The following is a 6,437-nucleotide window of genomic DNA, read 5'->3' as shown; positions in this document are numbered from 1 at the left end:
GGCGTGGCTTTTCTGCTTTCTTCGNCATGTACGATGTCATTCTGAACCTCGTAGCGGAATGACTGATTGTTAATCTTGCAGGCATCAGCTACCGCATCGAGGGCTTTTCGTAGCTTTGGACGAAAATCGTTCAGCGCATCAAAATCGCTACCGCATAACTCGTGCAGTTTGGCGACGCTGACCGGATAAGGCTTGGCGTGGCTCGCGTAGAAGCCGTGGAGCCACTGGGCTAGTGGCTTGCCATCCAGTTCGCGGCGCACCACCCAATCGATTTGCGTGAACTGGTCGGGCTCGAACAAGGCGCGCAGCTTGGCATTCAGCCGAAAAACGTACTCCATCGTTTCTTTGTCCCGGTAAACCTCGTCGATCAAGCTGCCTTCATAGCCATATCGACCTACCTGCACGTCTACCCCGGTTGCCTTCATACGGCTAAGCCGAATGTCGAGGATGTCTCGATTCTTGCCGCTATCGGTTTTGCCCAAGATTTTGAGAAGTTGGTAGGCCGTCACTCGGCACTCGTTGCCCAATCCCTGAAGCCGTGCGAGGTGCAGGATCGTTTCCCAAACGTCCAAATCGCCTTGGTCGAGCCGTTCGCCGGTGTAGAAAATTTCGATGCCATCCAGTGCGGCAATCCGTTCTCGGCGCAGATATCGCCGCGCGCCCCTGCGGATCGCGCCGAACAGGGCGGAACGCAACATGCCGTTCGGAACCGCCCGCATCGCATCCGGCCAGATTGGCAGCATCACTACCTTGGCCGGTGGTGGCTGCGAGGGAAAAGCCTCCGGGGAAAGAGGCAGCGACTCTTGGGTGGCTTGCCCTCGCCGTTGCCGGGATCGTTCGATGGCACGGGACTCGACGGCTTTGATTTTGGCAACCAAAGGATCGGTTCCGGTGCTGGCGCTGCTCGCCTCGGCGCGGGTAGCGGGCTGGGTCGGCTTGGCATTCAATGGCACGCGCTCCTACAGCCGGGTTCGTGGGGGTATGGGGGGCAATTTGAAGGGGGGTGGTTCGTCCTTTTTTTTTCTCTAGCACCCTTTGAAGGTGCACGTCGAGTTGCTGGCTCAGCGCGACCAGCAGCGACTGGCCGAGTGCGGTAAAGGCGTGGCCGAACCCGGCGTGCATCTGTTCTAGGGAACGATGAAGCTCGACGTGGTTTTGCTGGATCGCCGCCAAGGTTTTCCGCATCTCCACCACCGTGGCGTGCGCGACGGCCTCCGATTGCTGGAGCCGGGCGATTTCTTTTTGCAGACCGTTGGTCTGTTGTTGGAGAGCGGTGATTTGCTTTTCGAGTTTGCCGGTCGGGGTTTCTACCCGCCGCTCGCCGTCGATCCGATTCCGGGCGGCTTGCCGAAACCAATCGGGCGCGCTTTGCCCCGATTTTTGAATGGCGCCGACCACCTCGGCGTTGATGCGGAACGTGACTTGTTCCACAAAATCCGATTTTTTCGTTTTCATGGCAACCTATTGATCTACTCTGAATAATTCATTAGAAATTCTAATCGGTTTTTTTTGAATTCAAATAAATTTGATATTTTATACGATAGATCAATCGATTGCAGCGATTTGGTCGTTTTTTTGATCGCACCGCAAGGTGCAACGGGTGTGCAGCTTCCCCTCGCCTTCTGCCTGTGGATAACTCGGCCGGTTCGGGAGATTCGAAGACATTCCCGCGCCGTTCCCGCCACCCGAACTCCCCGATGGACCCAGACCGCCCGCCCGATTCGCCACGGCCCCCCGTCAGCCACGCCAATCGAGACGATATTGCCGCTTTCGGCGCCCAGTCCGTTTCGATGATCCTCCATCAGCACGATTATCGAGCTACTCAACTCGGTGATTCTGATCGCCAATCAAGCAGGTCGCGTGGTGGTCCGGTCGGGATTACGCGAGGGTCGGCGTTGGACCTCGATCACGAACCAGCGAGACGAGTGCCATCGCGGTGGCTGGGAGTTGTCGGCTATTAGGCAAGGCGCCGTAACACCGCGAACGGCGTCCTGTCATGGCGCATGCGGCTATGCTGCAAGTATGTTGCAAACTCGTGTGAAACTGCGCTGCAATGTAAATACAATGTTGTTGAAACGATATTGCAATACAATCTGTAATGTCATGCACAATCATCTTGCAATGATGCTGCAATGTTATGTGCAATTGCTTTGCAACGCCTGGCGCAAAGGTCTAAGTCGGGAGCGATAACGAAATGTTCGAGATCAAACCAGATAAAGTACAGAGACTTGCCAACTGTTTGGCGGAGATGCCGGATGCGGAATCCCCGCTCACCAAACGCAAAACGGTGGCCTTGCTCGCCAGTTCGATCCAGCAGGCGCGCGACAAGGGCTACACCTTGAAGCAAATCGCGCAACAGCTCCAAAACAACGGCTTCGACATCGGCTACACCGCCCTGCGCAACGAGTTATCCCGCCACAAAAAGGCGCTGTCTGGACCCAAAAAACCGCGTGCGGCGGCGAAGGAAAACCCGCGAACCCGCGTTGTCACGCCGTTGTCTGGCGCCACACCACGCGATGTCGCGCCCGCGAAGGCGTCCCCGCGCGCGGCGGACAGTGCCGTGCCACCGATTGTGTTCCCGCCGGGTGCGGCCTGCGTCTTCACCAGCGATGGGTGTTTCATTCCCGCTCCGGATCCGGAGGTGTTGTAGTGTTGCTGCGTTGCGGGGATTGCCGCCTCCCTTCATCGGTCGTGTTGCTGGCGGATTGATTGGATATTCACTCGATTTTTGATCGGAAGGGCGTGATGGATTTTGAGTGGGATGCAATGAAGGCACGCCTGAATCAAAGAAAACATGGCGTTTCCTTTCAGGAAGCCGCTGAGGTTTTCGGCGATGATTATTCCTCCTGCATCCGCGATCCAGACCATTCCCAAGAGGAAAACCGTTATCTGTTGTTTGGTGTCTCTTCAAAAGGCCATTTTCTCGTCGTGTCGTACACCGAACGAGCGGATACCATTCGAATCATTTCCGCACGGCCCATGACTCGCCAGGAGCGTCGAGCTTATGAACAATGAAGATACGTTGAGACCGGAATATCCAGCGGACCTCATTCAATCGGGACAACGAGGTAAGTATGCCGAACGCTATCGTGCAAGAACGAATATCGTATTGATAGAACCGGATTTACATAAGCTGTTTCCAGACTCGGAAGCAGTCAACCGCGCGCTTCGCCAGTACGCCGAAGAACATCATTTGGCATCGACTTAAAACCGGACTCACTCTCCATACAAGAAACCCTAATCCGCGGGGTGACGGCGCTAGATCAGCGAAAAACCACGCTAACCTGACCCGGCGCAGCCCGGCGGCGGGCAGGGCTGACGGTGATTTGAATATCGCAACCCAGCCGCGCTAAACCCTCCAGCATCTGGGTTTCGCTGATGCCGCGAAAACGGCCGCGCAACATCTCCGACAGCTTGAGCTGAGGAATTCCCATGACCTCGGCGGCCTTTTGCTGGCTCCAGCGACGAGCCTTGATGATCTTGTCAATTTCGCGGGTGAGTTGTGCCTTTCTAAACATCTCCTCGGCGTTCGGGTAGCCGAGATCGGCATAAACTATGGGTACCGCCTCTTTCGAACTCAACCATGACGGTTAAGCCGCGTCCAGGCCGACCTGTACCCGACAACCGAGCGCCGCCGCGATGTTGACCAGGGCGTCCAGCGAAAACCGCGACAGGCGACCGCGCAACAAATCGTTCAGGCGGGGTTGGGTCACGCCGCAGCGGCGGGCCGCCTCCACCTGGGTCCAGCCGCGTTCCCGGACGAGCGCCGCGATCTGGCTCATCAGCTCGGAGCGGACCTTGAGGTTAGCCGCTTCCTGCGGCGTGTCGGCAAGGGCGTCCCACACGTTGGTGAAGGCTTCGGTCGTGGTGTCGTTCACAGTTCACCTCAATTCGATTTGAGCGAAACATGCCTTGGCAATATCCAGGTCGCGTTCGGCGTGGCCCACTTTTTGGCGAAGCCCAAAAAGGCCGCGTCGTAGTGCTTGGGGGCTTCCTTCGCTTCCAGCCAACTATCGAAAGCATCCTTGCAGGTGTGCAACTTTCTATGGCCGAACTTTATCCACAGCCCGGCCGTCTGGTTGCCCACCTCGCGCCTGTTCCGGCTCGTCAGCGATTCGTCAGTGACTCGTTATTGACCCGTCTTTAATCCATCAGCAGTCCGTTTTTAATCCGTTATTGATCGGTCAGCAGTCCTTCGTTTTCTCGTCATCGGCTCGTCGGCTTCACTTCCGGTTTGTGTCTCCAGTGCAGCCTTACTCATTCATCAGCTTACCAAAAAGCGCAAGCTGGAACCCTGAACATCAGGCGATTCCAAGCCAAACCGCCAAGGCACGATTGACACGCAGCATCGTTTCTTCCTCCAGTCGTCCGAAGGGCTCTCCAACCTTGTCGCGTTTGATGGAGACAATTTTGTCCACCATGATTTGAGAAACCTTGCGTAGTCCGTTGGTATTGGAGGGTTCGAGGGTAATTCGGAAAATCGGCGCACCGACAATCTCGCTGGTAATCGGCAATACCGAGAGGGTCGCGTGTTCGGTGTTGAACAAATCGGACTGGACGATCAAGGCGGGGCGCGGTTTGCCGAAATCGCCTTGCAGCGCGACGGTCACCAAATCCCCTCGCTTCACGGCTCCCACCCCTCGATGTCGCTAGCGGCCGCATCCAGGAAATCCAGGATGTCGCTCTCGCTGTCCTGCCGCGCGGCCAGTCGCGACTGGCGTCGGCACTCTTCGGCGAACTTGGGCGAGCGCGTGTCGGGTACCCAGAGGCTCAGTTGCCGGAAGCCTTGCGCCTTCATTCGTTCCCGGTAGCGTCGGACGTTTTCGAGCAGGGTATCATGCGTGGTTGCCATAACATCACCTATAACAAGTTATATTTGTTATTATTTAACTAAAAATGTGATGTATCAAGGCCAAGCGATTCACGACTTCGTCGGCAATCGTGAATTTCGGGCAGATTCAGGGCATCAGCCTGAAACCGCCAGTCGTGATGGAACGTATCCTTGTGTTATCTCAAAACGAGATATACGATGCGTGGGACGCCAACCAAGGAACAAAGCTTCGATGCACGTCATCAGCCAAAAGCGAATCTGGGAAGCCAAGGAACGGTACAAAGAATCCGCATCGGCGCTAGATGCTTGGTATCGAATCGCGAAGGCGAGCACGTTCGAGAACTTCGCCCAACTGAAGGCGGCGTTTCCCAGCGTCGATAAGGTCGGCGATCAATACGTTTTCGATGTGGGTGGAAACAAGTTGCGCATCATCGCGAAAGTTGAATTTCGACAAGGCAAAATTTTTATCCGACAAGTTCTCACGCACGCCGAATACAGCAAGGTGAAATTGCAATGAACGCTGCTATCGCCGAACACTGGCGCCACGTCGCGCCGATCCTCGCGCGGCCGGCCAATGACGCCGACTTGGAGCAAAAAAATCGCTTACCTGGATTCGCTGCTGGATATCGGTGCCGAACAAGAGGGTCATCCGCTATCCGGCTTGATCGATATTTTGTCCGATCAAATCGAACACTACGAATCCGAACGCTTTGCCGGGTACGGCAAGGCGACGGGATTGGACGCACTCAAGTTCATGATGGCCGAACACGGCTTGACGCAAGCCGATTTGCGGGAAGTCGGAACGCAAGGGGTGGTGTCCGAAATCCTGGCGGGCAAGCGCAAGCTCAACCTTCGGCAGGCCAAGGCGCTGGCAAAGCGGTTCCATGTCGGATTGGAGGCATTTGTCGATTGAAGGCAGCCCGATCCGTCGTTAGGTTTCTATGAACCGCTTCCTCTCAATTTTGGCATTGGTTGGCCTGACACTCGCGGCGACTGTGCATGTGGCCTCGCTCGCCGGAGTCGATGTTTCGGAGAGAGTTCCGTTCGTTTGGGTGCTGCACGTTGGAGTCTTTATTGTCTTCGTCCCGTTTTTCTTATCGAGTCGAAAGGCGCTCGGTGTGAAACCGTCGCTCTCCGATGTCCGGGCACTTATGCCGAACTGGGTCATACTGGTCGGCGCCGCTGTATTCGCCTACGCGATGGTCAACTTCGCGATTTTCATTGCGGCGATGGACGGCGGAAGCCCGTCGATTCAAGAAGGCAAATACGTTCTGCAGAACCACGGCCATTTCATTCGGGAAATTACTCAGACCGAGTACGCCGCATTTCGAGCCAATGAGCTGAGAGGCTTCTCAGGACACTGGTTGGTGTTCTACTTCGTGCCTTTTGCTTATTTCATGTTCGCGAAGAAACCTACCCTTCCATCGAGCGGACGGCCTAACGGTCACCGCTCATGTCGAATGTTGGGTTTCTTCGTGTAATTTCACCTTTCTGACAGGGCACGACTTATGGGGAAAAATCGTCTTGAAGCGTTCAGTGATGGTGTCATTGCCATCATCATCACCATTATGGTTCTAGAAATGAAAGTGCCTCATGGGGAAACAGT

At 55.7% G+C, this 6,437-nt stretch carries 14 protein-coding genes; 8 read left to right on the top strand and 6 right to left on the bottom strand.

The features are described 5' to 3' along the window. The coding region (gene trfA / locus E4P82_RS21360) for a plasmid replication initiator TrfA (RefSeq protein WP_478219240.1) at nt 1–698 on the bottom strand (698 nt) is incomplete at its 3' end. A 457-nt stretch (nt 699–1,155) separates the two neighbouring features. Between trfA and E4P82_RS21355 the strand changes: the two genes are divergently transcribed. From E4P82_RS21355 to E4P82_RS21340, 4 genes are all read left to right on the top strand, one after another. After that, nucleotides 1,156–1,482 carry a hypothetical protein gene (locus tag E4P82_RS21355; RefSeq protein WP_211203249.1) on the top strand — a complete coding sequence of 109 codons (327 nt, stop codon included), beginning with the start codon at nt 1,156–1,158 and terminating at the stop codon, nt 1,480–1,482. A gap of 712 nt (nt 1,483–2,194) precedes the next feature. Continuing rightward, nucleotides 2,195–2,650 carry a hypothetical protein gene (locus E4P82_RS21350; protein ID WP_169250757.1) on the top strand — a complete coding sequence of 152 codons (456 nt, stop codon included), beginning with the start codon at nt 2,195–2,197 and terminating at the stop codon, nt 2,648–2,650. A gap of 95 nt (nt 2,651–2,745) precedes the next feature. Then, nucleotides 2,746–3,015, top strand: a complete 270-nt coding sequence (locus E4P82_RS21345) for a BrnT family toxin (protein ID WP_169250759.1) — start codon at nt 2,746–2,748, stop codon at nt 3,013–3,015. After that, the gene (locus tag E4P82_RS21340; RefSeq protein ID WP_169250756.1) at nt 3,005–3,208 is read left to right on the top strand and encodes a hypothetical protein; all 204 of its coding nucleotides are present in this window, start codon (nt 3,005–3,007) and stop codon (nt 3,206–3,208) included. The genes E4P82_RS21345 and E4P82_RS21340 overlap by 11 nt, the downstream gene beginning before the upstream one ends. A gap of 55 nt (nt 3,209–3,263) precedes the next feature. Here E4P82_RS21340 and E4P82_RS21335 read toward each other — a convergent pair whose 3' ends face one another. From E4P82_RS21335 to E4P82_RS21315, 5 genes are all read right to left on the bottom strand, one after another. Next, nucleotides 3,264–3,518 carry a helix-turn-helix domain-containing protein gene (locus E4P82_RS21335; RefSeq protein WP_169250755.1) on the bottom strand — a complete coding sequence of 85 codons (255 nt, stop codon included), beginning with the start codon at nt 3,516–3,518 and terminating at the stop codon, nt 3,264–3,266. 72 nt (nt 3,519–3,590) lie between these two features. Beyond that, entirely contained in the window at nt 3,591–3,878 is a 288-nt protein-coding gene (locus tag E4P82_RS21330) for an XRE family transcriptional regulator (RefSeq protein WP_169250754.1), read from the bottom strand. An 8-nt stretch (nt 3,879–3,886) separates the two neighbouring features. Then, nucleotides 3,887–4,087, bottom strand: a complete 201-nt coding sequence (locus E4P82_RS21325; RefSeq protein ID WP_169250753.1) for a hypothetical protein — start codon at nt 4,085–4,087, stop codon at nt 3,887–3,889. Nucleotides 4,088–4,301: 214 nt separating this feature from the next. Then, the gene (locus E4P82_RS21320) at nt 4,302–4,628 is read right to left on the bottom strand and encodes a type II toxin-antitoxin system PemK/MazF family toxin (RefSeq protein WP_169250714.1); all 327 of its coding nucleotides are present in this window, start codon (nt 4,626–4,628) and stop codon (nt 4,302–4,304) included. Further along, nucleotides 4,625–4,852, bottom strand: a complete 228-nt coding sequence (locus E4P82_RS21315) for an antitoxin MazE family protein (protein ID WP_169250752.1) — start codon at nt 4,850–4,852, stop codon at nt 4,625–4,627. The genes E4P82_RS21320 and E4P82_RS21315 overlap by 4 nt, the downstream gene beginning before the upstream one ends. Before the next feature lie 211 nt (nt 4,853–5,063). Here E4P82_RS21315 and E4P82_RS21310 point away from each other — a divergent pair, with 211 nt between their 5' ends. From E4P82_RS21310 to E4P82_RS21295, 4 genes are all read left to right on the top strand, one after another. Continuing rightward, entirely contained in the window at nt 5,064–5,348 is a 285-nt protein-coding gene (locus E4P82_RS21310; protein WP_169250751.1) for a type II toxin-antitoxin system HigB family toxin, read from the top strand. 57 nt (nt 5,349–5,405) lie between these two features. Continuing rightward, complete coding sequence (locus E4P82_RS21305) at nt 5,406–5,744, top strand: helix-turn-helix domain-containing protein (protein ID WP_246327786.1); 339 nt, start codon at nt 5,406–5,408, stop codon at nt 5,742–5,744. Between the two features lie 28 nt (nt 5,745–5,772). Further along, nucleotides 5,773–6,312, top strand: coding sequence for a hypothetical protein (locus E4P82_RS21300; protein WP_169250750.1), 540 nt, complete (start codon nt 5,773–5,775; stop codon nt 6,310–6,312). Between the two features lie 27 nt (nt 6,313–6,339). After that, nucleotides 6,340–6,437 (top strand): TMEM175 family protein (locus tag E4P82_RS21295; protein ID WP_169250749.1); only part of this gene is annotated, 98 nt, incomplete at its 3' end.

Origin of the sequence: Candidatus Competibacter phosphatis (genome assembly GCF_012939995.1) — a bacterium.
Lineage (GTDB): Bacteria > Pseudomonadota > Gammaproteobacteria > Competibacterales > Competibacteraceae > Competibacter > Competibacter phosphatis.
Note: the sequence above shows the minus strand (reverse complement) of the source record. Positions and strands in the feature narration are given on the sequence as shown.

Coding starts and splice junctions, on each gene's coding strand:
- E4P82_RS21350 (WP_169250757.1), top strand. CDS start 2,195: ATGTTCGAGATCAAACCAGATAAAGTACAGAGACTTGCCAACTGTTTG.
- E4P82_RS21345 (WP_169250759.1), top strand. CDS start 2,746: ATGGATTTTGAGTGGGATGCAATGAAGGCACGCCTGAATCAAAGAAAA.
- E4P82_RS21340 (WP_169250756.1), top strand. CDS start 3,005: ATGAACAATGAAGATACGTTGAGACCGGAATATCCAGCGGACCTCATT.
- E4P82_RS21335 (WP_169250755.1), bottom strand. CDS start 3,518: ATGTTTAGAAAGGCACAACTCACCCGCGAAATTGACAAGATCATCAAG.
- E4P82_RS21315 (WP_169250752.1), bottom strand. CDS start 4,852: ATGGCAACCACGCATGATACCCTGCTCGAAAACGTCCGACGCTACCGG.
- E4P82_RS21310 (WP_169250751.1), top strand. CDS start 5,064: ATGCACGTCATCAGCCAAAAGCGAATCTGGGAAGCCAAGGAACGGTAC.
- E4P82_RS21305 (WP_246327786.1), top strand. CDS start 5,406: ATGACGCCGACTTGGAGCAAAAAAATCGCTTACCTGGATTCGCTGCTG.
- E4P82_RS21300 (WP_169250750.1), top strand. CDS start 5,773: ATGAACCGCTTCCTCTCAATTTTGGCATTGGTTGGCCTGACACTCGCG.